The sequence below is a fragment of the Corallococcus sp. AB038B genome, assembly GCF_003668955.1.
Classification (GTDB): domain Bacteria; phylum Myxococcota; class Myxococcia; order Myxococcales; family Myxococcaceae; genus Corallococcus; species Corallococcus exiguus.
In genome coordinates this window covers 233,856-259,614 of record NZ_RAWO01000012.1, presented here as the reverse complement: position 1 = coordinate 259,614, position 25,759 = coordinate 233,856, and the positions used below count along the sequence as shown (strand labels likewise).

Genomic DNA, 25,759 nt, shown 5'->3' with positions numbered 1-25,759 from the left:
GGACCCAGTCCTTTCACCTGGGGGGTTGTGTGAAGAAGTCTGTTCTATCCGTCCTGCTTTCATCCCTATTGCTGAATGCCTGCGGCGCTGAGGTCCCCGCCGCGCCCGTCGCGACCACGGCCGCGCCCATCGCCACGCAGACCGCGCCGTCGAAGAATCCCCGCCGGTTCGTGCCGGGACAGGCCATCGTGAAGTTCAAGGGCTCCGACAGGGCCCTCACGGACGCCGAGCTGCCTCCGGTCCGGGGCTTCCGTGCCCAGCTCGTCCAGCCTCTCTCCAGCGGCGCGGTGCTGGTGTCGCTGGAAGCGGAGTCGCGGTCCGCCGCCATCTCCATCGAGGAGGAGGAGGCGCGCACCCTGGAGGCCATCGCGGAGCTGCGGCGGAATCCAGACGTCGAATACGCGCACGAGAACCTCTACATGGAGTTCTTCGCCACGCCGACGGACCCCCTGTACTCACAGCAGTGGAACTACCCGGCCATCAACCTGCCCACGGCCTGGAACAGTGTCACCGGCAACGTGAAGATCGCCGTGCTCGACAGCGGCAGGCTCGACCATCCGGACCTCAGCGGGGCCTGGACGACAGGGTATGACTTTGGACAGGGGGACGCGGACCCCTACGACACGAACACCTACCACCACGGCTTGCACGTGGCCGGCATCCTCGCGGCGCGCACGAACAACGGCGTGGGTGGCGCGGGCGTCTGCTGGGGCTGTCAGCTCATGCCCGTCAAGGTCTCCACCGCCAGCAACGGCGTCCTTCTGTCCGCGGTTGACGAGGCCATCCGGTACGCGGCGGACAACGGCGCGCGCGTCATCAACATGAGCTTCGGGACGGCCTACAACCCCAACGCCCCCACGGCCGTCTATCCCTGCGCGAACTACCCCGACATCCAGAGCGCGGTGACCTACGCCGTCGGCAAGGGCGTGGTGGTGGTCGCCGCCGGTGGCAATGACGGTGTGGCGGGCCTGCTGACGGCGAACATCACGCCCGCATCCTGCACCGGCGTCATCGCCGTGGGCGCCAGCACGCAGACCGGTGCGCGGGCGACGTGGAGCAGCGGCGGCGCTCGCGTCGACGTCATCGCTCCAGGAGGCACCGCCAGCGCCGGCTTCTACGGCCAGGGCATTGGCTGCCCCTCCGACCCCAATACATGGGACCCGTACAGCGGCACGGACCAGATCGTCTCGGCCTGGGCCATTGGCAAGCCGGGGGCCACGCTGCTGGCGGGTGACTACTGCCACCGCTACCTGAGCGGCACCTCCATGTCCTCTCCGCACGTCGCGGGCCTCGCCGCGCTCATCCTCTCGCAGAAGCCCTCGATGACGCCCGCGCAGGTCACCGCGCGCATCAAGTCCACCGCGACGGCGGTCTCCGGCTGCGGGAGCAACTGCGGCACCGGCCGCATCAACGCGGCGGCGGCCGTCTACACCAACCTCCCGCCCCGCCCGGACAAGGGCCCCTGGTACAACCCCGCGCGCTCCGGCAACGGCCTGGACATCCAGCACCTCGCCTCCGACCAGATCCACGTCACCTGGTACACGTACACGTCCGCGGGCGTGCCCATCTGGTACCAGGCCTTCCTCTTCGCGGAGCCCGGCGAGTGGCGAGGCGATCTGATCAAGACCACCTGGACAGGCTCCAGCGCGACGTTGTCCGTGGTGGGGACGATGCGCATCACCTACAGCAGCGGACTGTGGCGCTTCTACTGGACGCTGGGTTCGCTCTCCGGCAACGAGCCCATCCAATTCCTGGCGTTCGGTAGCGGCAGCTCCGTGATGAACCTGAATGGCCTCTGGTACAACGGCGCGGAGCCCGGCTGGGGTGCCAGCTTCAACACGCAAGGCAACACCCAGGTCCTCAACCTGACCGTCTATCAGGGCAGCAATCCGGTGTGGCTGCAGGGCGTGGTGAGCAGCGCCTCCACGTCTCTGTCGTTCCCGATGTCGTACATCACCGGCACGAACCTCTGCCCGGGTTGCACCGGAACGACGTCGACCTCGCTGACGGCCGCGGGCACCTTCACCGTCAATGGCTCGGCGGGCACTCCCAGTGGAATGGCGGCATCCTCCGCGGTGAGCTTCCCCGGCGGGACGTGGAACCGGCCCTCCTTCACGCTGAACCGCCTGACGGGGCCATAGGCAGCGTCCTCCGGAAGGGTGACGGCGGCATCCTGTCGATGCCGCCGTCATGCCGGACCGGGGTGGAAGCAGCTGGAGTGTCCTCACGTCCAGGAGGCAGACGATGCGCGGGGCTGTCGTGGCGCTGTTCGCGGCCTGGCTGATGGTGGGCTGCGCGGGGGTAGAGACCTCCACACGTGGGAGTTCACGGACCTTCCGGCAGAACGCTTCGCATGCATCGGATGAGTCCGGCGAGGATCCAGACAGTCAACGACTCCACCGGGGTCAACCTGTCCGCATGCCGGTGGGGACGGTCATCCTCGCACCTTCCGGGAAGGTCTCGCGGCAGGCCTTGGAGATGGGCCTGCTGGACGTGGACGCCTTCGAGAAGTTGCTGGTCCGCGCCGGGCTGGAGGACGTGGACGAACTGCCCCTGCGCCGCAATCCCTTCACGCCAGACGACGCAGTGGAGGTGCTGGGCCGGCTGATGGAGAAGCCGGTGACGCTCGGAACCTTCCCGCCGCGCATGGTGGCGGGGTTCCTGTTGCGAGAGGTGTTGGAGCGCGGAGAGGTCTCCCGCGAGGAGCTGGCGCGGCGGGTGACGCGCTTCGCCCGCGAGCAGGTGGCGGTGCTGCGGCCAGATGGATACCTCGCGTGGGCGCTCAATGGGCGCACCCAGCAGAAGGTCGCGCCCATCGCGTGGAGGAACGGCGCCTTCCGCGCGGGCAACTTCGAGCTGGGACGTTTCTACAGCGGCAGAGGCGGAGTCTTCCGTCCGGTCGATGCGCAACTCCGGGCGTCGGACTCAAGGCCGCTGGCCGAGGTGTACGACGACGCGGATGTCGTCAACCGCTCGCTGGATGGCGCGGAGGACGCCTTCGTTGAGCTGTACCACGCGCTGGGACAGGTCCTCTCCCGCCCCGCGGACAGCATCGCGGGACTGCGCAATCTTCCCGCGGGCATCGCAGCCCTCATCGCGTCTTCGCCCGAGTACTGGGAGCGGTTCCAGTACATGACGGCCGGCGAGCAGATCCGCGAGACGGCCCGGCTGACGACGAGCGTCGTCGCCATCTGGGGCGCAACTTCGGCCACGACGCGGACACTGAAGGGGCTGGCGTCGGGTATCGACGCCACGGTGCCCGTGCTGTCGCTGTCAGCGGAGGGCGCGTTGGTGCTGGAGCGCATTTCGGTCCCCGTGGGACGCACGGCGGCGGTGTTGAGCGGCGCTCCCGGTGCGGCCATCATCCTCCAGCGAGGCGATGATTCAGGCTCGGGAGATGGAAGTGGTGGAGGTTCGACACCGAGCGGGCCAAAGGGCTATTCGTCCTTCAAGTCATTCAAGCGGGCCATGGGGCCGGCGGGGAATGGGAAGGAGTGGCACCACGTCGTGGAGCAAACCGACGGGAACGTGGCGCGCTTCGGGCCCCAGGCGCTCCACAATGTGGAGAACGTCATTCCGCTCGACAAGGCACTGCATAACTCGGTGAGTGCGTTCTATTCGTCGAAGAGCCTTCAGATGACAGGATCCAACAGCCTCACGGTGCGACAGTGGTTGAGTGCGCAGCCGTATGCAGCGCAGAGAGAGTTCGGCTTGATGATGGTCGACTATGCAAAGAATGGGACCTTGCCATGACAACCGAAGAGACGGTCGAGGAGTTCGCACAGAACGTGGCCGCTCAAACGGACGCCATTGGGAGAGGCGACGCGAAAACCGGAAACAAGCACGCGGACCGATACATCGCGGCATTCGACCAGTTACGTGCCCTTGGGGATCCTGGGCGTGAAGCATTGGCGGTGCTGCTGACGCATCCTCGGATAGATGTTCGAACCACCGCCGCGACTTGCCTGCTTCGCTATAAAAACGCGGAGGCTCGGGCGGTGCTTGAAGAAGCGGCGAAGGGCAAGGGGCTGTTTTCATTTGGGGCGCAGCAGGCGCTGAAGCGATGGGAAGAAGGGACCTGGTCCCTGGACCCTGCTTGAGAGAATGGCTCAGCACCCACTCGTTCGAATCTACGTAGAAGCAGCGGAGCTGCACGGACAGGCGTCCGCCGAAGGCAAGCACCGGGCTGCCAATACTCAGTACGCCAGGCTCATCACCGCGTGGCGGGAGCTACGAGCGCAGGGAGAGGACGGACGTTCGGCCCTGACGGGACTGCTGCTGGACAACAATCCTCGCGTTCGTCTCTGGGCCGCATCCCATGCCCTGGAATTCGCTCCCGTGCTCGCGGAGGCGGAGCTGGAGCGGCTGGCCCAGGGCCCCGCGGGCGTGGTGAGACTCGACGCCGAGATGACGCTCAGCGAGTGGCGGGCCGGGAACCTGAAGTTCACGGCCGACTGAACATGTCCATGCGAAGCGCACGCCACCTCCATTCAAATCTTTAAAGTTCAAATGCCATGGACTTTTAAGGTTCATGACGTCCAGACTCCCGGATGGCGCCGCCGCGCCGAGTCCTGCCTCCGAGGAGTTCATGCCCACGCCCCCATCTGACAGCGATCCGGCGCGCTCCCGGGTCGCACCGTTCAGTCATCCCCTGCCGCCCACGCCCCACCGGCCCTGGCCCCTCTTCACCATCGATGGCGTCCGCTATGAGGCCATTCGCGAACTGGTGCGGATGCAGACAGGGGAGGTGCTGATGCTCGCCCGCCGCTTTCCGGAGCGTGGCGCCTACCTGCCTGGACTCTGCTTCGTGCGGCGGCTGGCAAATCCCTCCACCACGCCGCGCCGCACGCGGCTGGGAGCGGAGATCCTGCTGGCCTTCCGGCTCCGTCACCCCGCCATCGCCCAGGTGTTCCACCGCAAGGTGCACCAGGACTCGCTGCATGTGGTCATGGAGTACGTCGACGGTCCCTCATTGGAGACACTGGTGAGCGCGAGCGTGGCGCGCGGCCAGCCCGTCTCCGAGTCCTTCGCCCTCTACGTGGGAGCGGAGCTGGCCGAAGCGCTGCACCACGCGCACACGCTGACGGATGATGCGGGCAAGCCCCTGGGAATCATCCATCGCGACGTCAATCCCCGGCACGTCTACGTGGGGATGCACGGCGAGGTGAAGCTCGTGAACTTCGGAGCGGCATATTCGGTGGTCATCGGACGCGAGGAGTCACCCGCGAGCCTCGTCCGGGGTGACGTGGCCTATGCCTCTCCCGAATACCTGGAGCGGCAGACACTGACGCCACGCTCGGACGTCTTCAGCCTGGGCGTATTGCTGGTGGAGCTCTTCACCAGCAAGCATCTCTTCGACGTGCAGGACGTGCCCCGGCGGCCCGAGGGACTGCGCCCGTTGCAGGTCGAATTCCTCCCTTCCCTGCCACTGACGCAGATGCGGGTGTTGCTGGCCTGCTTCGGACCGACGGAGGTCGAGGTGGCGGTGGGACAGCTCTCACCGGATGTGAAGCAACTGCTGCACAAGGCCCTGCGCTCCGAGCCTGAAGAACGGTTCGCCACCGCGGCGGACCTGCGCGACGCCCTTCGCTCGGCCCTGGCCAGACGGCACCCGGGTTACGGGCGCCAGGAGGCCGCGGATGAAGTCGCGCGGTTGCTGGCGGAGGGCCGCGTGCTCCGGGACGTGGTGGAGTTTGGCGAGGGCGGCCTCTTCGAGGAAGGCATGGAAGAGGAAGGCCCTGCGGAGGAGTAGCGCCTCAACGCGCCAGGGCCGAGGCGACATGGAGGAGTGCGTCCAGTTTCTCCGCGTCCAGCTTGCGCGCGAGATGCAGCAGGCGCCGCAGGTCCGGCGCGTCGCCGTCTTCCCGGGGCGACGGCTTCTTCGACCCCTTACGCACCTCGCCCGCCGAGGTCAGGCCCAACAGCGTTTCAGGGGAGACGCGCAGCTCCTGGCAGAGGCGATAGAGGGACGGGACGCTGGGCAACATCTTGCCGCGCTCCAGGCGGCTGTAGACGGGGTGTACCAGTCCAATGCGCTCGGCGACTTCGGCCTGCGTCAGTCCCAGATGCTCGCGGGCGGCGCGTGCCGCCGTGCCAATGGTGATGCCGAGTTCTTCATTCATGGAGGGCGCGCAGCGTATCCGAGATATGCGCTGGGGCCCCTCGGGCCTTCGCGAGGAGGCCGCATGCGCGAGACACATGAACCTGGAATGAGGACGCCATGAGGCCACCCCCCGCCATCCTGGCACCCGGGGCGGAGGTGCTGGGCTACACGGTGGAGCGCCAGCTGGGACAGGGCGGCTTCGGCACGGTGTATCTCGCGCGCAACGCGGGACAGCCGTTCGCCCTGAAGCTGTTGTACCTGCCACGTGCCGGCGAGCGGGTGGAACGGGAGGTCTCCATCCTCCTGAAGCTTCACCATCCCCACGTCGTGGCCCTCCAGGGTTACGGGCTGTGGCCCCCACGCGAGCCGCGCTTCGCGATCATCGTGATGGAGTACGTGGACGGACGCAGGTTGGACCTCTGGGCCGACGAGGAGAATCCCTCCGCGCGCCGGGTGACGCGGGTGTTGGTGGACGTGGCGCGCGCGCTCGCCGCGACGCATGCGGAGGGGGTGCTGCACCGGGACGTGAAGGAGGCCAACATCATGGTGCGCGCCTCGGACGGCCCGGCCAAGCTGGTGGACTTCGGCATTGGCGACTACACCGGCGCGCGTGATCTGACGGTGGACATCCTCCCGCCCGGGACGCCGGACTACCGCGCGCCCGAAGCGTGGAGGTACTTCCGGCAGTATGCCCGGGTGCTCGGGGCCCGCTACGAGGCGGGTGCGGCGGATGACCTCTGGGCGCTGGGAGTGGTCCTCTACTGGCTGCTGACGGGGCGCAGGCCTTTCGATGGCGAGGACGACGCGGACTTCATCGAGGCTGTGCTCACGCAGACGCCCGTGCCACCACATGAAGTGAACGAGCGTGTGCCGCGTGCGTTGAGCGACGTGTGCCTGCGGCTGCTGGAGAAGACGCCCGAAGCGCGCACACCGAGCGCCCTCGCCGTCGTGACCGCGCTGGAGGAGGCCCTGCGAGGCGCGGACGCGACGTGGGACGTGCCCCTGTGCGACGCGTTCGGTGAGGACACCGCGACGACGGAGAGCGAGCTGGACAGCGTCGAGAAGTGGATGAACCGTCCCCGCCACCGGCCCCGGCGGGGCGGGCGCGCGCCGCCGGAAGCTCCACCGACTCCAGCCGGAGCCACGCCGCCGGAGACGACGGCGAAGCCACGACATTCCTTGCGCGCGTGGGCGGTAGTGGTGGTGACGGCCTTGGTTCTGATCACAGCAGGCACGCTGCTGCGCGGGGCAGCGGGGCTTTCAGGAGCAGTCACGCTTCGTCAGGAAGTAGCGCCCACTGACAAGTCGCCTCAATCTGACCGGGCTGCGGCTCCCAACGGGACAGAGGCCATCGCCGCGGCCGTCGCACTTCCCGCGACGCTCCAGGAGGTTGCCGCCACCGTGACGACGCAGATGCCAGAGACTCCCTCCCTTCCACCCTCCTCGAAGCCAGCGAAGAAGGTCCGGAGCGTCATGACCCGAGCTGCGGGCATGGCCACCTGCACTGCGTTGCTGGGATGCCCCGGTACGCAGGTACGTCCACCTCCGCCGCCAGAGCCCTGCCCGGTGGGGGCAGTGAAGGCCATGAAGGAACGGGGCGTCCGTACTGGGGACAGTCACGGAGCCGTCTTCGTCTTCTCCAGTCCGCAGATCATTCGGGTCCACGAAGGCCCTGCTCAGGTGATCCTGGTCGGCCCTTGGAATGATCTACCGAGCAACACTGAGCTGTCAGGCCGGCTCATCGTGAGGGACCGCGTCTATGGGCGCCTGACGTGGGCGACAACGCCGAAGGGTGACAGCTTTCCGGTGTGCCTGGACCTCCTCTCGGAGGAAGGAGACCGGGGAATGGCGAGGGAGCCTGGAGACGACTCCCCCACGAGTGCCCGCATCTACACGACCGCGGGTGTGAAGGCGGTACGTGAGTTCGAGTAGTAGGGATTGCCTGGGAGAAACCGCCGAGTGCCCTCTTCATCCACCGTCGTACTCCTGGGACTCCTGTTCACAAGTGCGGCGGCGTTCGCGCAGTCCGAGGTCCTGGCCTCCGGCCCGGGCGCACGCCGCATCGAACTGAGTCCAGACGAGAGTCCTTCCACCTCCGAAATCATGATCAGCGCGGGCCTCTCCACGGGCTTCTATTTCGATTCGGACCTGAGGCGGGACGGAATGGAGCTGGAGGGAAGGGAGCGCTTCTCCCTGGTGGACATGGGGCAGGCCACGCTCCGCTTGATTCCGTCCTCGCGCGTGGTTCCAGGCGAGCGTTTCCGGCTGGTCGTGCGCTTCAAGGACGGTGCGGCACCGGTGAGCGCGACCTTTCTCCTGCGGGTGCATCCCGCGAAGGCGGAGCCCCTCGTCGAAGTCTATCGCGGGACACGAACGCTCGAGACCTATCAGCAGGAGGTCCAAGAGGTTCGCGCGGAGCTGGCGCGATGCCAGGAAGAGAACTCCCGGCTGGTGGCCGAACATGAGGCCCCCAGCGGGCTGACGGGTCTGCTCGCCACCCAGGCCCTTGATAAGAATGGTGTGACCGCACGGACCGTGACCAAGGACATCCATCCGTCTCATGACGATGCTCTGGCGGCCATCCTCGTCACGACCTACCGCACCAAGGGGGCTGTTGCCGTGGTCGTCCAGTTGGCGACGAAGGCAGGCGCACGCCCCTGGAGCACGAAGGGAGCAACGCTCCGGGGCAAGACCGGAGCGGAGTTGAAGGTCCTCCGCGTCTGGCAGCAACAGCTCATCCCCCTGGGTGAGGCCCGAAGCATCGTGGTCGAAGCCGAAGCTCCTGATGATGGTGTCCAGGGACCGTACTCCCTCAAGCTCTGGGAGGACGGACCGCGCACCATCACGCTGGGCAACGTGACGTTTCCATAATCACAGCTGCGTTTGGGCTCCGCGCAATGAAGAGCATTTGGAGACGGACCATGGTGACGGAAGACCTTCAGAAGCTCGTCGCGAAGTTCGCGCAGCATGCGGCGGCGCAAACCGATGCCATCTGGCGAGGCGACGCGAACGCCGCGAACAAGCACGCGGATGAATCCATTGCAGCGTTCAGAATGCTGAAGACCCACGGCGATGTCGGCCGGGACGCGCTCGCAACTCTCTTCACCCATCCACGGATGGATGTTCGAACAGCTGCGGCGGCACTGCTCTTGCGCTATCGCACCGCCGAAGCCAAGGCCGTGTTGGAAGAGGCTGCGAAGGGAAAGGGGCTGATCCCCTTCGAAGCGCGGGAGGCACTGAAGCGGTGGGAAGAAGGGACCTGGTCCCTGGACCCCACGTGAGCGAAACCACCCGCTACGCCCCACCGCCCTGCCACGTCAGCATCCCAATCACGCCCACGTCGCGAGCTCCCCCAGCGTGGAACCTCCAGGGCACCGCCACGCCGAACTCCAGGGACTTCAGCGGGCGCGCCAGCAGCCCCGGTGACAGGAGCACGGTGGACGTACCGTCCTCGTCCCTCCACCCCGCCTCCACCATGGGCCGCAGTGGCCCCAATGCGAGCACCGCTCCGGCCGCGAAGTCCGGATGCAGCTCGTTCCCCAGACCGCGCACCCCAGGCAGCTCCTCCGCCTTCAGTTGGAGGTTGAAGCCCACCGGCCCCACGTCCTGATACGCCAGCAGGTACGGCGCGAAGCCCGGGCGGAACCGGTCGTCCGTCATGTCGCGCGTGGCCTCCAGGTCCATGCCCACGCTCAGCGTAAAGCCCCGCCGACTGTCATTGATCAGCGCCAGTCCGATGCCCGCCTCCGCTGTATCCAACCCGCGCGGATCCTCCGGCGTCGTCAGCGCCACCTTCGCTTCCACCTGCACGCGGTCACTCAGGCCGTACTCGCCGCGCACCGGCAGCTCGAAGCGCGTCTCATCGTCCTGACGCGTCCACTCCAGCCCCGTGCCCAGCTCCACCTGTCCCCGCTGCTGCGGTGGCGCTCCGTCTCCAAGGAAGAACTCCTGCACCCGCCCCTGCACCCCTTCCGCCGCCATCGCCGGCACTGAGAAGAGGCCCAGGAGTCCCACCGAGACGAGCCACCGTCCGTTCGCCATGCCCGTACGGTGGACACGGCCCTCGTGCCCCGGGGCCTCTCCGCCGTGCCCGCCATCGCTCGGCTGCTCGCTCGCTTCGGGAACAACACAATGCGCTGGCGCTCCGCGTGGGGGCTTGCATCACCGTGCGTGAGGGTGGCAAGCCTGCGCTCCCACTTCTTCGAGATCAACCATGACCCTCCCCTCTGCTCGACACACCGTGGCCCTGCTGGCCCTGAGCCTTACCGCCTGTGGTGGCAAGGACGTGCGCCCCGGTGATGAGAACCCCAACCCCGTCACCGACCCCTGCGAGGAGAGCAACTCCATCGACCCGGCCAGCGGGACGTGCGCGCCCCTGCGGTTGCAGTGCGCCCGGGACCTGAGCGGCTTCAAGACCGACCGCTACGTCTGGCGCGACCGCGACTGTCACGTGCGCTCCGTGTCGCTCGTGCGCAACGACGCGGCGGATCCCGCGGGCTGGAACGGCGGCTACATCCGCCGCTACACCTACGAGGTCGCGGGCGCCGAGCGCACCTGCGACGGCCAGAGTTCCCAGGTTCCCGGTTGGGGCATGGTGACCAGTCACCTGAAAGATGGCCAGACGTGGGGCGCCTGGACGCAGGACGTGCGCGGCTCCGGCCGCTTCGTCTTCAAGGGCGCGCACCACGCGCTGCACGAACTGAAGTGGCCGCTGTCGCTGGACGGCCGCGTGGTGCAGGTGACCGTGCAGTACCTGTTCGCCACCGGCCGGGACCACCCGCTGTATGCCATCACCCACGACGCGTCCGGATTCCCCGCGAACCAGATTGAAGCCGACGTGCGCTCGCCCTACGGCGACCTCGCCTTCGACGGCAACGCCAGCACGGACATCGCCGGCCTGGGCTGGGGCGACAAATATCGCTTCGTCACGCTGTCCTCCCCCGTGACGATGAACACCGGTTGGGACTACCGCGAACCCAACGTCGTCCCCTACACGCGCATGTGGACCGCCGCGCCGGACGCGGAGATGGGCGCGGTGCAGACCCAGACGTGGGAGCAGAAGCCCGCGGGCGGCTACTGGCTGTATCCGGAGTGGGGCACGCGCCACGCCAACGGCCCCATGCCCGTGGACTACAACTGGCCCTATCAGCTCAACCAGTACGAGCTGCCCTCCGTCACCAACTCCCACCGGCTCGCGTGGGGCAGCAACTTCGGCGCGGTGGGCCTGTCGCAGTACCCGCGCCTGGGTGATGACGGTGTGATGCTCTCCGGCCATCCCTACCAGAGCTATTCCGTCTTCATGGTGCTGGGCACGCACACGGCCAGCCCCGTGCTGTCGCTCGTGTCGGAGGTGGAGGCCTGGCAGGGCGTGAAGCTCACCGCCTCCGAGGGCACCGTGCGCACGCGCGGCCCGGGCGGCGTGGGCCGGACCGACTCCGTCACCTACGACGTCGCCGGATACAACCCCGTCTACGCCACGTGGGAAGCGGACGCCGCCTCCAACCGCGTGACGCTGGCGTTCGACACCGCGGGGCGCACGCTCGCGCGCCCCATGGTGGTGGTGCACGGATACACCGCCGCCACGGCGCCGACGACGGTCACCCTGGACGGCAAGACGCTCACCGCGGACACGGACTACTTCGCGTCCGTGGATGCGGAGGGCAAGGCGCTCTGGCTCACGCTGCAGCGCGACCTGAAGGGCGCCGCCACCCTGAAGGTGGAGTAGCCCCACGCACGGGACAGGCCCCTGGCACCCTCACGAGTGCCCGGGGCCCTCCCTTCCGTGCTTCACGCAGGAGCGTCAGTCCGCGGTGCCGCTGCCGCCGTAGCCCTGCGGGGCCTCCGAGCGCAGCCGCTGCCACTCGGCGCGGGCGTCCTGCTCCACGCGCTTCTGCTCGTCCACGCGGCGGCGGGCGTCCTCCACCTCGCGCTTGGTCTCCGCGACGACGGACATGAAGTTCGCCTCGGACATGTTCTTGGCGCGCACGTCCCCGCTGCGCTCCAGCGCCTTGAACTGGGCCAGGTTGAGCTCCGAGTCCGCCACCTTCAGCTCCGCGGCGCGCAGGTCCTTCTCCGCCTTGGCGGTGTCCGTCTTGCGGTCGTGCCAGGCCACCTCGGCGTCCGCGGCGACACGCCCCGCATCGGCGCCCTGGAGCCGGATCTTCGCCGCCGCGATGGGGCTCTGCTGGCCGGTGGCCTCGGCGGCCTTCACGGCGGCCTTCTCCGCCTCCATGCGGCTCTTGGCGGCGTCGCCATTGCGGCGGGCCACTTCCGAGGCGCGCTCGGCGTCACGCACCGCCACCTCGGCGCGCGTCACGTTGTCGGCGGCCTTGGTGCGGGCCAGCTGTGCCTCACGCACCGCGCCCAGCTGGTCCTCGGGGACACGCGCCATCATCGCGTCGTCCACTCGCGCGGCCTTCGAGCTGCCGCAGCCAGCGAGGAACGTCATGGACGCCCCCAACGCCAGTCCCACCACCCAGTGACGCTTCGTCCTGTTCTGGAACATGTTCTCGATCCCCCGTCCAAAGATGACTGGGGAAGAACCTAGACACGCCCCCGTCACCCGACAGGTGCCACGGACGCCGCCGTTGCCTCTGGAATCCGCCCGCGACCGGGCCGGCCGAGGAGCAGGCAGGCTGGGCCCCATTTCCTCTCCGCGCCGTTGCCGTCCGGCACTTTCGTCATGGGGCATGTCCCAACCCGGACGGGGTGCGTGTCTCAAGGTCGCGCGAACGACGCGCCACCAGGGAGAGGGACGACATGAAGCGAACCGGATGGGGATTCGTGCTGGGGACGAGCTGCGCGCTGATGATCGCGGCCTGCGGCGCCGGCACCGAGGACTTCGAGGAGCTCCAGGGCACCGAGTCCGTGAAGATGCGCATCTCGCTCGCGGGCGACGCGTGCGGCGTCACTTCGGCCGAGGCAACCGTGTCCGCGTCGGACCTTCCGCCCTCGCCCCCCCAGTCCCTGTACGTGGGGAATGGCTACATCGAGGGCCAACTGAGCAACATCCCCTCCGGGCCCGGGCGAATGGTGGACGTGAGGGCCTACAACCAGGCGGGGCTGGAGGTGTACGCCGGCACCACTTTCGTGGACGTGTACCCCGGCTCCGTGGCGTACGCGCAGCTCCAGATGAGGCGCCATCCGCGGAACTGCCCCGGCGGGGGAACGGGCGACATCTACATCATCGGCTCGCTGGAGGGCACCGGCCCGTCCCAGGACGCGGGCTACGACGCGGGCCCGGGTCCGTCCTACGATGCGGGGCCGATCTACGACGCGGGCAGCGCGTTCGACGCGGGTTAGAGCAGGAGCCATCCATGGGGAGCGCAGCGCGGTCCATCACCACAGCCATCGCGTTGGGCTCCCTCATGGGGTGCGCCACGGCGTCCTCGATGAACACGGATCCGGCGAAGGGTCCGCTGGGGTCGAGGACGCAGATGAAGACGCCCCTCAACGCCGACACCGGCCCGCGCGTCGAGGAGCTCGAGGATCCGAACCGTCTGCTGCTCTCCTCGTCCGAGACGTACTTCCGGATCCACGGGCGGGGTAGGAGCAAGCGGCTCGTCATGGACGAGCCCGGCCAACCCCTGTGCCGGCGGGCCGGCGACACACCCCCTGGGGACTGCGTGGAGCTCAACGGCCTGGCCTGGCTGGACATCCTCTTCGCCCGGCTGAGCGCCCAGGGCGTCCATCATGAGCACGGGCTGTGGGACGCGCCCGTGGACAAGGCGCGGAAGGACGGCCGCGCGATGTGGAACTACTGCGTGCCCATCCTGGACTGGAAGGACGCGGACGTCACCATCGCCACCATCGACGCGCTGCTCGTCGAACATGACGTCACCACCGACGTCTGCATCACCCTTCACGGAATTGGACGCGCGGAGGATTTGTAGCCCTCAGGTGCCCCGGCCGTAGAACCACGCGGTGAGGGCCAGGCGGGTCGCATGGGCGGGCAGCACCTCGTGCTCCAGTTGCTCACTCAGGAACACCACCAGGCGGTCCAGTACCGGCGCCACCTCCACGGGGGCACCGGTGTCCGCCGGGAACAGGCGCAGCACGCCGCCGTGCTCCGGCTTCCAATCGGCGTTCGCGTACCAGATGGCGGTGAGCCGGCGATTGAACTGGCCCGGGAACGCGTCGCGGTGGCGGGCGTAGTGCGCACCGCCGCCGGGGTAGCAGGCGAGCTGCAAATCGAAGCGCCCCAGCCCCAGGTACGCACCCGAGGACACGGCCTCTCCCAGCGACTGGAAGCGAAGCCACAGGGCTTCGAGCTCGGGGGCGGCGCCGGGCAGCACCCATTCGATGTGGTCGCCGCGCACGGACGTATCGAGCGCATGGTCCGCGCCGCGCCGGATGCCCGCGGGCTTCAGCGTCCCGGCCTCCACGCGCGCGAGCGCCGCGGCCCGCACCTCCAGCGCCCGCGCCTCACCGAGGAAGCCGTCCCGCACGAAGTACCCCTGTGAGCCCAGGGCCTCCACCTCCGCGTCCGTCAGCTCCACCGTGTGCCTCTCCTTCGCGAGCGCCTGTCCGGAAGCCCGCGTCCGCACGCTGCCCCAGGACGCCCCCGTTCCGGAAGCGGGTAGACTTCCCGCCCATGGCGAAGAACGTCTCACGAGCACTGTCCCTCCTCGCCGCCGTCGCGCTCGGCGCGCTGGTCGCCTGGGTGCTGCTGCGTCCCGCGTCTCCCCGGCTGCCGGACACGGCGGCGGTGGTGGAGCAGATGCGGGAGGTGGCCCGGCTGGAGACGCTGGACGTGTCCCTCTACAAGAAGGTCACGTTCACGCCGGAGCCGCAGGCCACGGACGCGCTGTGGAAGGACGTGCTGCTCTGGGCCAGCTACACGCTCCAGAACCCGCACGGCCGCGCCATCGTGTTCGCGGACGCGCACCTGGGGTTCGACTTCCAGCGCTTCGATTCAAGCCACCTGCGCGCCGTGGGCACGCGCGTGGACGTGCTCCTGCCGCCGATGCAGGTGACGGTGGCCCTGCGGCCCGGGGAGACGGAGATCATCGACTCCAACCTGGACAGCGCGCAGACGGCACAGCTGCTGGAGAAGGCGCGTCTGGCGTTTGAGAAAGAGGTGCGGCAGGACCGGCGCCTCCAGGAGAAGGCCCGTCAGTCCGCGGAGCGCTCGCTGCGAGGGCTGCTGCTCACGCTGGGCTTCCGTGAGGTGCGGTTCGTGGAGACATTGCCGGTGGGGAGCGCGGGATGACGGAACGGTTGGAGCTGATTCAGGGAGACATCACGCGCATCACGGCGGATGCGATCGTGAACGCAGCGAACTCCGGTCTGTCGGGTGGCGGCGGCGTGGACGGTGCCATCCACCGCGCGGCGGGGCCGGAGCTGGTCGCGGAGTGCCGCACCGTGGGCCGCTGTCCCACCGGAGAGGCTCGCATCACGAAGGGCTACCGGCTGCCCGCGGCCCACGTCATCCACGCGGTGGGCCCCTCGTGGTGGGGCGGGGACCGCGACGAGGACGCGCTGCTGGCCTCGTGCTACCGGAGCACGTTCGCGCTGATGGAGCAGCACGGGCTGCGCACGGTGGCGTTCCCCGCCATCTCCACGGGCGCCTACGGCTTCCCCATTGAACGGGCCGCGCCCATCGCCCTGCGGGAGATCCGCGCGGCCCTGGCGCGGCGGCCGGAGCTGGAGCGCGTCACCGTGGTCCTCTTCAGCGAGCAGGACTTGAAGGCGTATCAGCGAGCGCTCGGCGCGTAGGTCACGCGCTCCGCAACGCATCACCCTCCAGCACGAACGCTCCGGGCACCCCGTCTGGCGCGTGCCCCAGCGTGGCGAGCCTCCGCACGGACTCGCCATCCGAATCGCGGCACAGGAGCGCCACCTCGCGCCGACCCAGGCTTACGCGCAGCGGTCCTCCGCCCGTGGCTGCATCCAGCCTGCGGCGCTGTGCCTTCGTGAGCAGCCGTGCGCCGTCATGCCCGTCGCCGCCCGCCACCGCCCAGATGCCGGAGAACGCCTCCGCCAGCCGCACCTCGCCCTGGTCGATGACGACGGGCCGCACGTCCGCGGGCCGCAGCTCCAGGTTGTGCCACGCCGCCGCGTCCACCGCTTCGAGCGTGAGCCCCGCTTCCTTCAGCGCGGAGGCCGGCAGGTAGCGCACGAACTCCGCATCCTCCAGAACGTAGAAGACCTCCAGCCCCTCGGGCCCCGGACGGAACAGCGCGCCCTGGGTCCCCGCCACGAAGCCCTGGGGCCGCAGCACCGGGCGCAGCGCGTCCAATGACATCCCCGTGGGCCCCACGCCCGAGGACAATCCGCCCAGCCGTGAGGCCAGCGCCTCCACGTGCGCGGTGAGCCCCTGCGTGCCCGGTGCCTCCTGATACGCGGCATACAGCGAGCCCACGTCCACGCGGCCCACACCTCCCGAGGACAGCTTCACCAACAGGTCGCGGCCCTGACGACGGAAGGTCACGCCCGCGCGGCCCAGCGCGGCGGTGAGCGCGGCGGTGAACTCCGGACGAAGCACCTGCTCCTCCGGCGCGGGCGGCGGAGGCAGGTCCGCGGCCTCCAGCTCCGCGCGCAGCAGCTTCGCCTCCGCGTCGAAGGGGTCCCGCTCCACGGCCTCCGCCACGTAGGCGCGGGCGCGTGCGCCCTCTCCCTGCCGCAGCGCGAGCACGGCCAGCACCTTGAGGGCCTCCGGGTCGCCGGGGCTCAGGACCAGCGCATCCCGCAGCTCGGCTTCCGCTTCCCGATGCCGCTCCAGCCCCAGCAGCGCTCGCGCGAGGCCCAGGCGCACCTGGAGGTCCTTGGGGAAGTCACGCCGCAGGGCCTGCATCAACGGCAGGGCTTCGCGCTGCGCGTCCGCATTGACCAGCGCATGCGCCACCGTGAGGCGCAGCGTGGGTCCAGGCGTGCGCGCGGCCTCGTCACGCAGCGCCTCCAGCTCCGCGCCGCTGAGCACTTCACCCGCCTCCACCTTGCGGCGCAGGCGCTCCAGTTCCGCCGGGGAAATCACGTGCGGACTCTAATGGCCCACCTCCGGAGCGCCCAGCCCCGCATACGCACTTCAATGCGTTGTGTCGTGCGGGCCCTCCTGCTTGGAGGGCTCTTCCTCGCTCCGGTGCTGGGAGAGGAAGTCGTCCAGGGCACCCACGTCGATGGGCTTGCGGAACACCGCATCCACCTGCGCCAGGCTCGCGCGGTTCTGTCCCCGCACGTCCATGCCGGTGACGATGGCCAGCAGCGCCTGGGGCGTGCGCTGCCGCAGCTCGCGCGCCAGCTCCCAGCCCGTCATCTCCGGCATCACCGCGTCCAGCAGCGCGGCGTCGTAGGGGTGCTTCTCCCAGATGCGCAGGGCCACTTCCGGGCTGTGCGCCACCTGCACCTCGTAGCCCTCCTCGCCCAGCACCTCCGCCATCATCCGCGCGTTGTCCAAATCATCGTCCACCACCAGCACGCGGCGCGCGCGCCGGGGCAGGCGCGGCACGCCTCCCGGAGCCATCTGGGGCACCGGCTGCGACGTGGGCTCGGGCGCGCCGGCCGAAACGTCGCGGAAGCGCGGCAGCCGCACGAGGAAGCTCGCGCCCGAGCCGTCGCGCCGGTTCTCCACCGTCAGCTCTCCGCCCCAGCGCTGCACCTGCGTGCGCGCCACCGCCAGGAACAGCGAGAACTGCGGCGCCCCCGGGTCCCTGCGCAGAGGGTCGAACAGGCCCGCCAGTTCATCCTGCGCATAGGGCCTTCCCCCGTCCTCGATGCGCAGGTCCAGCCAGTCCTCCGCCGCCGGACGGGAGCGGATCACCAGCGTGCCGCCCTCCTCCATCCTGTCTCGCGCGGACAGCATCAGGTTGACGATGAGCTCGCGGAAGAAGCCCGCGTCCGCCTTCACGCCCCACGGGAAGCCCAGGTCCAGCTCCGTGTGCACCGGATGTTCGCGCTGCTCCAGCTCGCCCCGGGCCAGCTCCAGCGCCTCGCGCACCGTCTGGTCCACCGGCACGTTGCCCAGGTGCTCCTCGGTGCGCTGCACGTTGAACTCCTGCAGCCGCGCCACCAACTCGCCAATGTTGCGCACCGTCTTGTCCAGCGCGTCGACGTGCTCGGGCTTGTATTCGCGTTGCAACAGCGTGATGCGCAGCCGCAGCACGTTGAGGAAGTTGTTGAGCGCGTGCGCGGCGCCGCTCGCCAGCTGCCCCAGCGCCTGCTGCCGGGTGCGCCGCAGGAGCTGCCCCTGGAGCCTGCGCACCTCGCCGTGCGCGTTCTCCAGGGCCTTGGTCTTCACCGCGGCCTCGGTGCGGTCGCTGAAGGTCTGGATGACGCCCGCCAGGACCTGGTCCTCCTCCCACACCGGCGTGGCGCTCATCTCCAGCGTGGCGTCCCCGCCGCCGGGGCGCTCCACCTGCATCATCACGCCGCGCACCGGCCCCTTCTCGCGCAGCGCGCGCAGGAAGGGCATGTCCTGCACCTTGAAGGGCTCGCCCGTGGGGTGCCGCGCGTTGACCTGGGTGAGCACGGGGCCCAGCGAGCCGGTGGCGCGCGCGCCCACCACCGCGCGCATGGGCACGCCCATCAGGCGGCTCACCGGCGGCGAGGCGAAGGACACCGTGCCGTCCGTCTCCGCCAGCAGGATGCCCACCTCCACGTGGTTGAGCACCGACTCCATCACCGCCGCCTCGCGGAAGCGCACCTCCTCCGTCTTGAGCACGCGCGCGTAGGAGGCCTGCGCGGACGCGTCCGCCTCCCACACCAGCTCCGACACCAGCTCCGCCACGTCCGCGTGGATGACGCCTCCGTTGCGGCGCGAATAGACGTAGAGCAGCACTTCCTGGAGCGACTTGAACTCGCGGGTCAGGTCCTCGGGTTCGAAGTTCTGGTCGTACCGGAAGGCTCCGTGCGAACGCACCACCTCCGGCCACAGCCGCACGGCGTCCTCGCCCCGGTCCTCGAGCAGCCGGGCAAGCTCGTCCAACAGATAGCGCAGCGGTGCGCGCAGGTCCCGGCCGGGGACCTCCACCTCGTACGTCTCCGCGCGCAGGCGCTTGGACCACAGGCGCGTGATGCGCTCGCCCTCGTCCGAGAGCAGGGCTGACAGCGCGGTGATGGCGGTATCGGAAGAAGGCACGCTCAAGGGCGCACGATGCGCACGCTCCAGGCGTCCAGCCACCCGCCCCCCGTCTCCTCGCGGTGCGGCAATGTCAGGCGTTCCACACGAACGCCTCCGTCATGGGCCCCGAGCGCCCGCCTGCCCGGCCGCGCTGGCGGCGGCGAGCGGTCGTCCCCACCTTTCCAGGCACGGATGAGCACGAAGGAGCACAGGAAGAACGACCTGGAGCAGCCTGAGATCTCTCAGCAGGCCATGGCGCAGCTCTTCCGTGGCGAGCTGAGCCGCTCGGACACGTGGCGCACGCGGCTGGACACGACGACGAACTGGGCGCTCACCACGACGGCGGCGGTCATCTCCTTCGGCTTCGCGTCGCCGGAGAGCTCGCACGTCACGTTCCTGGTGGGCATCTGGATGGTGGTGTCCTTCCTGCTCATCGAGGCGCGGCGCTACCGCTACTACGACCTGTGGAACCGCCGCGTGCGCCTGTTGGAGGACGGCTGGTGGGCGCCGATGCTGCGGCGCGAGCCGGTGGATCCCGACGCGCTGCGGGAGCTGGCGGTGGAGATGTCCCGGCCGCAAATCCAGCTGTCGCTGGTGTCCGCCATCGCGACGCGGCTCAACCGCGCGTACGGGCCCATCCTCATCGTCCTGTTGGTGACCTGGTTCTTCAAGGTCTACAGCCACCCGCGTCCGCCGCGCGACTTCGGGGACTTCGTGGAGCGGGCGCACGTGGCCTGGATTCCAGGTCCGGTGGTGATGGCCGCGCTGCTGTTCCTCACCGTGGCGGCGGCGTACCTCTTCACCGCCTCCTTCTTCATCCGGGCGCCGCTGGGCGAACTGCGCACCCGGCCGCGCGGACGCCGGGCGGCGATGTGGGAGGCCTTCTACCGGCCCTACGCCATCCAGCGCCGCAAGCGCCCGCGGCCCCCGGGCGCGCGCGCCAACGCGCCGCGCCCGCCCCCCCCGTTCGACCACTGACGCTAGCCGCCGAGCTGCGCGCCTACCTGTGCCATCAGCGACATCACCCGGGCGCGCGTGGGCGCCTGAAGGTCCGGCCGCAGCGCAATGGCCTGGAGCATCTGGAACACGGGCGTGCCCCCTTCCAGGTGCTGGGCCGCGACCGCCAGCAGCGCGGGCTCCTCGCCCGCCGCCAACCCTCCAGCCACCACCCAGGCCCGCAGGTGCTCCAGCGCACCGGCGTCGAGCGGTCGCGTGTTCAGCGCGTCCAGCAGCGCCCGCTGCACGCTCCGGTCCTTCTCCGTCCCCAGCGCGTCCAGCAAGAGCCGCGTGGCCAGCTCCTGCGGGGCCTGGCGCAGCGCATCCGCGGCCGCGGCCCGCACGTCCGGGGACTCCGCGCGCAGGTGCGGCGGCACCACGTCCACCAGCCGCTCCGCCGCCGTCCCCCCCAGCGCGCGCAGCGCGTGCGACCGGTCCTCGTCCCCCGGCGCCTGGGCCACGGCGTTCTCCAGCGTCCGCACCGCCGCTCGCGCCTCCGCCGACTCCGGGTTCAAACGCGAGGACCAGGCCCCCAGCGCGTACGACGTGGCCCGCTCCACCGGGACGTCGTGCTCCGTCCGGGCGCGGTCCAGCAGCCCGTTGAGCATCACGCCCATCTCCGGCTCCGGCTTCGTCACGAACCCCGCGCGCTGCACCATCATCACGTACGCGCCCGTGTGCTCCCGGGCCTCCGTCGACTGGAGGAGCGTGCGCAGCGTGGCCTGCGCCTGCGGGTGGCCCGCGCCCACCAGCAGGTCCAGCATCAACTCACGCATGCCCGGGTGCGTGCCCGGCTTCAGGAACAGCCGCGCCAGCTCCTGGCAGCGCTTCGGCTCCAGTTGCAGCGCCGCGATGGCCCGCCGCGCGAACACGTCCAGCCCCGCGATGGCATCCGGACTGGTGGCGTCCTCCAGCGTCTCCAGGAGTTCGTCCACCGTCATGCCCTCCGCCTGACTGCGCAGCTGTCCCAGCTCCGGATCCGTCTCGAAGGCGATCTGCGACTGCGTGCGAATCACCAGCTTCTGCTCATCCGAAGGAGGCAGGGGCTGCATCTCGCGCGACTGGTAGGTCAGCCGCAGGCGCAGCCGCTTGGACACCAGCGCGCGCCCGTCCGTGCCCAGCGCGTCCAACACCTCGTCCTGGGTGATGGCGACGAGGTGTCCCTCCGCGTCGCGGTCGAAGGTCGTGAGCGAGCCCAGCTCCTGCTTCGCCACCGTCGCCGCGCCCGCCGCGCGCAGGCTCTGGTAGCGCGTCCTCCGCCGCGTCAGCCGCGAGGTGTCCCCGGGCTCGAAGGCGAACGTCGACGCCACGTCGCCCGTCTGCGTGGACTCGGTGGCCGTCCACGACGGCTCATCGCGCAGCTCGGAGGGAAACAGCTCCGCGGCCAGCGTCTGCGCGAACTGGCGGAACAGCGGGGGCTCCGCCTCGGAGAAGCGCACGGCCTGGAGCGCGCCGCGAGCATCCAGCTCCAACCAGGCGCTGGCGGTGTCCGGCAGGTGGGCCTGGAGCGCCGCCGCGTCGGGCAGCAGCGCCTGTCCGGAGAGGACGGCCTCGTGCCGCGACAGCCGGCGCAGCGTCAGGCGCAGCCGGGTGCCCGTCGCGCGGGACTCCAACGCCTGGAGCATGAGCTCGCCGTCCAGGTGCAGCACGCCCTCCAGTTCCTGGGCCTTCGCGCCCGGCCCCGGCATGGGCAGCGCCACGCGCGTCAGGTCGTCCCAGACGAGGTGGAAGGTGTGCGCCTCGCCCACGCGCCAGCGGAACAACGGCAGCCGGTGGGAGGACTCGGAGGCCTCCACCGTCGCGGCGGACGAGGACGGATGGGACAGCCAGAAGGGCAACGCACCCAGGCACACCAGGGCACCCAGGCCAGCCACGCCACGAACGAGGGTCGAGCGACGCATGAAACACTCCAGCAGGAAAAGTCGAAGGAAGAAGGGAACCACTCCCCGGGGCCGTTGGAGGCGGCCCCGGGGTCATGCGGGAGCGCGGCTAGTAGAGCTGCGCGAGCGGCAGGTAGTGCTGGTCGTTGAAGAGCTGCGTGCTGGTGCCGAAGCCCTGCCACGACACGATGGGGAACTCGACCTTCAGGAAGCCCAGCTCCCCGAACAGGGAGAGCCGGCCATCCAGCGAGCGCAGCGTCATGTTGAGGCTGGTCCCCAGGCCCAGGTACAGCGTGTTGGGGTTCGTCGGGTGCGAGGGCGAGCTCAGCGCGACGCCGATGCGGCCCTCCAGCGGCAGGCTGAAGCTCAGGATGGTCAGCGAGCCGCGCACGCCCACCTGGAGGCCCGGGATACCGAAGGCCACCGCCACGAAGCCGTTGGCGGACGCGTAGGGCCCGATGCTGCCCAGCAGGTCCAGCGTGATGAGGTTGCGCGCGCAGTCACGGCCCAGGGCGCCGCCCATCGACGTGGCGATGCCCACCTCCACGGACAGGCCGCCGCTCACCGTCACGGGGATGAACCACACCATGAAGGTGGCGCTCGCCTTGGCCGCGTCCTTGTCCACGAAGGGCTTGCGCTCGATGAAGGTGAAGCGCGCCGGGTAGGACTTGTCGAACGTGAAGACGGACTTGCCGAGCACGCGCGCGCCCAGCTCCACGCGGATGGCGGAGGGCTGCGTGGACGCGCGGCCGGACAGCCAGGCGATCTCCGTGCGCACCGGGCTGAACACGTTCGCGTAGAGGCCCAGCTCGCTGAAGATGGCGGCGTTGGTGTCGCACCAGTTGCCGGTGAACGCGGAGCCGGGCGTGGACAGCTCCCAGCCCGCGCGCAGCGAATAGCCACCGCCGAAGTTGTTGTCACCCGCGTAGCCGCCCGCGGAGAAGTCCTGCGCCTGGCGCTTGGTCATGGTGACCGGGTTCGTGGGCGGCTGCTGATTCGCCGCCTGCTGCGCCAGGTACTCCGCCATGGCCTTGACGTACGCATTCACCAGCGTCGGGTTGAGCGTGTAGTCCTTCTGGTCCAGGCCCTTGATCTTCAGCCGGTCCGCGTTGCGGATGAAGCTCTCCGCGCCGAAGTCGTTGCCGGTGACGGTGAGGCACTGGCGCAGATCCGCCTCGCGGCGGGGCACCATGACCGCGTCCACCATGGCCTTGTAGCGGCGAGGGCTCCAGTCACACGCCGTGGCCTTGCTGGTGTCGAGGCAGCCCTCGGAGTCCGCCTTCACCAGCGACTCCTCCAACTGCTTGTCCAGGCCATACAGCTGCTCGGCGACCCTCTCATCCAGCTCCACCGTGCTGAAGTCGCGGCTGCGCAGCATCTCCGACTCGCGCTGCCAGCCGGCGTAGACGGCGTTGCGCCGCTCCAGCAGGGCGGAGAAGGCCTCCTGGCGCTGCTGCGAATCGTTGAGCACGTCGTCGGCGACCTTGCTCAGCGACTTGCTCAGGGCCTGGTGCCACGCGTCCGAGGGCAGCACCGCCTGACGGGCCTCCACGTTGTTCGCCTTCAGCGCCGCCTCGGAGGTGAAGACGTAGCCCTTGGCGCCCTTGGGGTACGGCCCCGGCACGAAGCGGAAGTACGCGTTCTTCTCCACGCGCGTCTTGCCATCCCAGAGGGGCGCCTGCTTCACCCCGTCCTTGCTGAACAGCGTGCGCTCCGCGATGCCTCCGGAGCCGAAGGCCGCGGTGAACTGCGCGCGGAAGTCGTCGCCGAAGCGGCCCGCGTTCTGCTCGAAGCGGCTGAAGTCGTAGTGCTTCTCATGCACGTACTCCTGGCACGAGCGCTCCAGCACGCCGTTGGCGTCCCACTCCTGGCGCTGCTTGTCGTACGCCTGCTCCACCTTGGTGAGGTTCTTGTAGCCCTTGCGCGCCAGCACCTGGCCGCGCTGCACCTGGCCCACGACGGACTCATCCGAACCGGAGAAGAGCGTGTTGAGGACGGCGTTGGGCTGCACGGCCACGGACTCCACGCCGCCGCCCATGCTCTCGGGCAGCAGCGCGGTGCGCTTGGACGCGGTCGTGTAGCGGGCCTTCCACTCGGACTCCATCAGGCCCTGGCAATAGGAGTCGTTCTCCTGGCCGCACGAGGACGCGCGGTAGTCCACGTTGGAGCACTCGGTCAGCGTGGGTTGGGTGCAGGGGGCCGCCAGCGCCTGGGGGGCCGCCAGCGACAGGGTGGACAGCATGGCCCAGCGCACGGGGTGCGGCAGCCGGACAGGGGTTCTGCGCGAACTCATGAAAGCCTCATCTCGGGGAACGCACGGGCCAGCAGGGCCCGGACGCCGCCGCCCATGAGCACGATGCGTGCCGGGCCTCTTCACCCCGCGCGTCAGAGGGAGCAGCGAGGGAGCGCCTGGCGCCGTGAGGACGCGCAGACCACAAACGGCAAGTTCAGCCGTTGCCCCGAAGGCAACGACAGACACTCCGGGCCTGGGGCGCGATACACGTTCGACACATGCGTTGGACGCCCCCCTGGCCGGGGCCCGCCCCCGCCGTCACGCCCCGGGCGGGTCAGCCAGGTCCCCCTGCCGGGCAGCCGGACGGACCACCCGGGCTGATGGGGGCCATGCCCAGGGGTGAATCCCGGGTGCTTTCGCCCTTCCGGCCCTCCCGGATTTGTGGTGTGAACCGCACCCATGGCGAACACGCGCATTGTGACGGTCATCAACGGCGACGGCATCGGTCCCGAGGTTTCGGCGGCCACCATCCGCGTCCTGGAAGCCCTCAAGGTCCCCCTGGAGTTCGAGTTCAAGGACGCGGGCACGGAAGTGGTGGCCAAGTTCGGCACCAACCTGCCCCACGAGACGGTGGAGGCCGTGCTCCGCAGCGGCGTGGCGCTCAAGGGCCCCACCGGCACCGTCGTGGGTGGCGGCCTGCCCTCCGCGAACGTGGGCCTGCGCAAGCGGCTGGACCTGTACTCGTCCCTGCGCCCGGTGAAGAGCGTCCCCAACGTCAAGACGCGCTACGAGAACGTCGACCTGGTCGTCGTTCGTGAGAACACCGAGGACCTCTACGCGGGCCTGGAGCACATCGTGGTGCCGGGCGTCGTGGAGGCCATCAAGGTCATCACGGAGAAGGCGTCCACGCGCATCGCCCGCTTCGCCTTCGAGTACGCCAAGAAGAACGGCCGCAAGAAGGTGTCCGCCATCCACAAGGCGAACATCATGAAGCTGTCGGACGGCCTCTTCCTGGACTGCTGCCGCAAGGTCAGCCGCGAGTTCCCGGAGATCACCTACGACGAGGTCATCGTCGACAACCTCTGCATGCAGCTGGTGAAGGACCCGACCCGCTTCGACGTGATGGTGCTGGAGAACCTGTACGGCGACATCGTCAGCGACCTGTGCGCGGGCCTGGTGGGCGGCCTGGGCATGGTGCCGGGCGCCAACATCGGCGAGCGCACCGCCGTCTTCGAGGCCGTGCACGGCACCGCCCCGGACATCGCGGGCAAGGGCATCGCGAACCCCACCGCGCTGATGATGTCCGCGGTCATGATGCTGGAGTGGCTGGACCTGCGTGAGGCGTCCCAGCGCATGGCCAACGCCATCCAGAAGGTCTACGGCGGCGAGTCGAAGGTGCGCACCGGCGACCTGGGCGGCAGCGCCACCACGCGCGAGTTCACCGACGCCATCATCGCCGCGCTGTAGTCCTCGACGCGCGGCGCGGTACC

The 25,759-nt window shown here is 69.5% G+C and carries 23 protein-coding genes; 15 read left to right on the top strand and 8 right to left on the bottom strand.

Annotated features, from left to right (window positions below):
• Positions 1-29 precede the first annotated feature (29 nt).
• From D7Y04_RS34320 to D7Y04_RS34300, 5 genes are all read left to right on the top strand, one after another.
• On the top strand, positions 30-2,141 hold the full coding sequence (locus tag D7Y04_RS34320) for a S8 family serine peptidase (protein WP_147477255.1): 2,112 nt from the start codon (positions 30-32) through the stop codon (positions 2,139-2,141).
• A 103-nt stretch (positions 2,142-2,244) separates the two neighbouring features.
• Positions 2,245-3,753 (top strand): hypothetical protein, encoded by a 1,509-nt coding sequence (locus tag D7Y04_RS34315; RefSeq protein WP_147454639.1) that lies wholly within the window; start codon positions 2,245-2,247, stop codon positions 3,751-3,753.
• Positions 3,750-4,100, top strand: coding sequence for a DUF2019 domain-containing protein (locus tag D7Y04_RS34310; protein ID WP_120597046.1), 351 nt, complete (start codon positions 3,750-3,752; stop codon positions 4,098-4,100). Before D7Y04_RS34315 ends, D7Y04_RS34310 begins: the two co-directional genes overlap by 4 nt.
• A gap of 4 nt (positions 4,101-4,104) precedes the next feature.
• The gene (locus D7Y04_RS34305; protein ID WP_121762030.1) at positions 4,105-4,458 is read left to right on the top strand and encodes a DUF2019 domain-containing protein; all 354 of its coding nucleotides are present in this window, start codon (positions 4,105-4,107) and stop codon (positions 4,456-4,458) included.
• A 73-nt stretch (positions 4,459-4,531) separates the two neighbouring features.
• Complete coding sequence (locus D7Y04_RS34300; protein WP_233601710.1) at positions 4,532-5,752, top strand: serine/threonine-protein kinase; 1,221 nt, start codon at positions 4,532-4,534, stop codon at positions 5,750-5,752.
• A gap of 4 nt (positions 5,753-5,756) precedes the next feature.
• On the opposite strand, the gene D7Y04_RS34295 is transcribed toward D7Y04_RS34300, so the two are convergent.
• On the bottom strand, positions 5,757-6,122 hold the full coding sequence (locus tag D7Y04_RS34295) for a helix-turn-helix domain-containing protein (RefSeq protein ID WP_121762029.1): 366 nt from the start codon (positions 6,120-6,122) through the stop codon (positions 5,757-5,759).
• A gap of 98 nt (positions 6,123-6,220) precedes the next feature.
• On the opposite strand from D7Y04_RS34295, the gene D7Y04_RS34290 reads away from it, so the two are divergent.
• Genes D7Y04_RS34290 through D7Y04_RS34280 form a run of 3 tightly spaced genes read left to right on the top strand, consistent with a single transcriptional unit; the run spans position 6,221 to position 9,384 of the window.
• Positions 6,221-8,035, top strand: a complete 1,815-nt coding sequence (locus D7Y04_RS34290; RefSeq protein ID WP_121762028.1) for a serine/threonine-protein kinase — start codon at positions 6,221-6,223, stop codon at positions 8,033-8,035.
• Between the two features lie 27 nt (positions 8,036-8,062).
• The gene (locus tag D7Y04_RS34285; protein WP_121762027.1) at positions 8,063-8,974 is read left to right on the top strand and encodes a DUF2381 family protein; all 912 of its coding nucleotides are present in this window, start codon (positions 8,063-8,065) and stop codon (positions 8,972-8,974) included.
• Positions 8,975-9,024: 50 nt separating this feature from the next.
• Complete coding sequence (locus D7Y04_RS34280) at positions 9,025-9,384, top strand: DUF2019 domain-containing protein (RefSeq protein WP_199749779.1); 360 nt, start codon at positions 9,025-9,027, stop codon at positions 9,382-9,384.
• 13 nt (positions 9,385-9,397) lie between these two features.
• On the opposite strand, the gene D7Y04_RS34275 is transcribed toward D7Y04_RS34280, so the two are convergent.
• Entirely contained in the window at positions 9,398-10,144 is a 747-nt protein-coding gene (locus D7Y04_RS34275; protein WP_147477254.1) for a hypothetical protein, read from the bottom strand.
• 172 nt (positions 10,145-10,316) lie between these two features.
• On the opposite strand from D7Y04_RS34275, the gene D7Y04_RS34265 reads away from it, so the two are divergent.
• On the top strand, positions 10,317-11,828 hold the full coding sequence (locus D7Y04_RS34265; RefSeq protein WP_120597054.1) for a hypothetical protein: 1,512 nt from the start codon (positions 10,317-10,319) through the stop codon (positions 11,826-11,828).
• A 75-nt stretch (positions 11,829-11,903) separates the two neighbouring features.
• On the opposite strand, the gene D7Y04_RS34260 is transcribed toward D7Y04_RS34265, so the two are convergent.
• Positions 11,904-12,608 (bottom strand): hypothetical protein, encoded by a 705-nt coding sequence (locus tag D7Y04_RS34260; protein WP_120597055.1) that lies wholly within the window; start codon positions 12,606-12,608, stop codon positions 11,904-11,906.
• A 254-nt stretch (positions 12,609-12,862) separates the two neighbouring features.
• On the opposite strand from D7Y04_RS34260, the gene D7Y04_RS34255 reads away from it, so the two are divergent.
• Both D7Y04_RS34255 and D7Y04_RS34250 read left to right on the top strand, forming a co-directional pair.
• On the top strand, positions 12,863-13,405 hold the full coding sequence (locus D7Y04_RS34255; protein WP_147477253.1) for a hypothetical protein: 543 nt from the start codon (positions 12,863-12,865) through the stop codon (positions 13,403-13,405).
• Positions 13,406-13,419: 14 nt separating this feature from the next.
• A complete protein-coding gene (locus D7Y04_RS34250; RefSeq protein WP_121762022.1) occupies positions 13,420-13,995 on the top strand; it encodes a hypothetical protein in 576 nt (191 codons plus the stop codon).
• Between the two features lie 3 nt (positions 13,996-13,998).
• Here the strand turns inward: D7Y04_RS34250 and D7Y04_RS34245 are convergent, their stop codons facing one another.
• Positions 13,999-14,649 (bottom strand): 2OG-Fe(II) oxygenase, encoded by a 651-nt coding sequence (locus tag D7Y04_RS34245; protein ID WP_233601709.1) that lies wholly within the window; start codon positions 14,647-14,649, stop codon positions 13,999-14,001.
• A gap of 47 nt (positions 14,650-14,696) precedes the next feature.
• On the opposite strand from D7Y04_RS34245, the gene D7Y04_RS34240 reads away from it, so the two are divergent.
• The gene (locus tag D7Y04_RS34240; protein ID WP_120597058.1) at positions 14,697-15,314 is read left to right on the top strand and encodes a DUF4230 domain-containing protein; all 618 of its coding nucleotides are present in this window, start codon (positions 14,697-14,699) and stop codon (positions 15,312-15,314) included.
• Positions 15,311-15,820, top strand: coding sequence for an O-acetyl-ADP-ribose deacetylase (locus tag D7Y04_RS34235; protein ID WP_121762020.1), 510 nt, complete (start codon positions 15,311-15,313; stop codon positions 15,818-15,820). The genes D7Y04_RS34240 and D7Y04_RS34235 overlap by 4 nt, the downstream gene beginning before the upstream one ends.
• Before the next feature lies 1 nt (position 15,821).
• Here the strand turns inward: D7Y04_RS34235 and D7Y04_RS34230 are convergent, their stop codons facing one another.
• Positions 15,822-17,078, bottom strand: coding sequence for a tetratricopeptide repeat protein (locus D7Y04_RS34230; RefSeq protein ID WP_121762019.1), 1,257 nt, complete (start codon positions 17,076-17,078; stop codon positions 15,822-15,824).
• Between the two features lie 51 nt (positions 17,079-17,129).
• Entirely contained in the window at positions 17,130-19,178 is a 2,049-nt protein-coding gene (locus D7Y04_RS34225; RefSeq protein ID WP_121762071.1) for a response regulator, read from the bottom strand.
• A gap of 174 nt (positions 19,179-19,352) precedes the next feature.
• Between D7Y04_RS34225 and D7Y04_RS34220 the strand changes: the two genes are divergently transcribed.
• The gene (locus tag D7Y04_RS34220; RefSeq protein ID WP_121762018.1) at positions 19,353-20,138 is read left to right on the top strand and encodes a DUF2270 domain-containing protein; all 786 of its coding nucleotides are present in this window, start codon (positions 19,353-19,355) and stop codon (positions 20,136-20,138) included.
• Between the two features lie 2 nt (positions 20,139-20,140).
• Here the strand turns inward: D7Y04_RS34220 and D7Y04_RS34215 are convergent, their stop codons facing one another.
• Positions 20,141-22,057 carry a HEAT repeat domain-containing protein gene (locus D7Y04_RS34215; protein WP_121762017.1) on the bottom strand — a complete coding sequence of 639 codons (1,917 nt, stop codon included), beginning with the start codon at positions 22,055-22,057 and terminating at the stop codon, positions 20,141-20,143.
• Between the two features lie 88 nt (positions 22,058-22,145).
• Positions 22,146-24,329 carry a hypothetical protein gene (locus tag D7Y04_RS34210; protein WP_120600084.1) on the bottom strand — a complete coding sequence of 728 codons (2,184 nt, stop codon included), beginning with the start codon at positions 24,327-24,329 and terminating at the stop codon, positions 22,146-22,148.
• A 399-nt stretch (positions 24,330-24,728) separates the two neighbouring features.
• On the opposite strand from D7Y04_RS34210, the gene D7Y04_RS34205 reads away from it, so the two are divergent.
• Positions 24,729-25,736 (top strand): isocitrate/isopropylmalate dehydrogenase family protein, encoded by a 1,008-nt coding sequence (locus tag D7Y04_RS34205; RefSeq protein ID WP_121762016.1) that lies wholly within the window; start codon positions 24,729-24,731, stop codon positions 25,734-25,736.
• Positions 25,737-25,759 lie beyond the last annotated feature (23 nt).